1 pseudogene is annotated in these 1,657 nt (G+C 38.3%); it reads left to right on the top strand.

Annotation, left to right across the window (positions count from 1 at the left end):
* The first annotated feature begins 154 nt into the window (after positions 1 to 154).
* A pseudogene (locus QY97_RS21235) lies at positions 155 to 1,454 on the top strand (IS91 family transposase).
* The last annotated feature ends 203 nt before the right edge of the window (positions 1,455 to 1,657 follow it).

Genomic DNA, 1,657 nt, shown 5'->3' with positions numbered 1-1,657 from the left:
ATATAAATTGAACCGCCGTATACGGAACCGTACGTACGGTGGTGTGAGAGGGGCGAAAATAATCAACTTATTTTCCCTCTACTCGATTAAAAAGATAAGAAAGTATAAAAATTTGGGTCTACCACAGTCATTTAAGCTGTGGTATTTTCATTTTATGGAGACCAATATATTGAGAAGAATATTTTTTGATAAACACCAACATTGGGAAGCTTTCAAAAGAAAACACGGTGCTAAAATCCGCCCTATCGTAATTAAGGAGGTTGAGAAATTTCGAGATTGTGGGGATATCAAAAATGGATTTAAGTTATTTGTGTGTGAAGGTTGTCATGATGTGCGAAAGGTTCCTTACCGATGTAAAGGTCGATTTTGTACCACGTGCTCTGTTGGAGAAAGTGAAGAATGGAGTAGGTTACTTACTGAAGATGTTCTTCAGGTTAATCATCGGCACGTAATTTTTACGATTGATGAAGGACTAAGAGATGTATTTCTCCTTCACCGACATCTATTAAAAGATTTAATGGATGCTTCTGCAAGACTACTTACTGACTTCTTCAAAAAGAAAGCAAAGGTAACACCTGGGATTATTGCTGGACTCCACACTTTTGGTTCAAGGGTCAACTTCAATCCTCACGTACATATGTTAGTTACAATGGGTGGATTAACAGAAAAAGGAGAATGGAAGCAGTATGATTTCTTGCCATTTACGATGCTTCGTAAACAATGGCAAACGGTCGTATTAAAATTAATTAGAAACGGAGTTTCACCAAGAGAAAAGAATCCAACCAAGACTTCAAAAGGCGTTCACCAATAATGGCGAAGGCTTCTATGTGTATGCACCTAAACAGAGGGGGAAAATAAAAGAACAACTTCGTTATATTGGCCGTTATATTCGTCGACCAGCGATTGGAATCAATCGGATTGAGGCATATGATGGGCAATTCGTTACGTTCAAATATAAGGATAAAACTGACGGAAAAGACAAATCCGAAACCGTAAGTGTCGAAGAATTTATTTCACGTTTAATTCGCCATATCCCAGACGAGCAATTTAAAACTATTCGGCATTACGGTATGTATTCTAGAAGATCAAAAAACTTGTGTAAAAAAGTGTTGAGTACTTGGCAACAAAAAGCAAGACGTTGGGTTGTAAAAGTTAAGAAAACCTTACGTCGCCAGACGTGGCGTGAAAGAATAGTAGCCAGTGGCAAGAAAGACCCTCTCGTTTGTCAGAGGTGTGAATGTTACTATGAATACAAGGGAGAAGTCTGCCTTGAAAATGGTAAATTAGAAATAAAGGTAGCCTTATGCAAAACTACAAGAGCTTATTTAGAAAGGATGATTAACGATCTCACCGGTATCAAAAACCCGCAAAAAGGGAAAGAAAAAGAAGAAAAACATAAGCCTAAACCAGTCCAAGCAACAGAGCGTCAGCTATGTTTGTTTGGCGTGTCATGAGAAAGAAGAGATTCCTATTAACGTGGTAAGGGATTTCGATTTAATGGATGATGGAGATCCGACAACTCCTCCTATGTTTGCATGTGAAAAATGTGGGGGTGAAATGTATCCTGAGTATTATAAAGGGGTACATGGCATAGAGTACAAATTATCGGATATTCTCTAACCATGAAAAGGACCGGGCTATGCCCGGTTTTTCTTAT

It is taken from the genome of Bacillus thermotolerans, from assembly GCF_000812025.2.
GTDB lineage: Bacteria > Bacillota > Bacilli > Bacillales > Domibacillaceae > Quasibacillus > Quasibacillus thermotolerans.
This window is presented reverse-complemented; position numbering and strand designations above follow the sequence as displayed.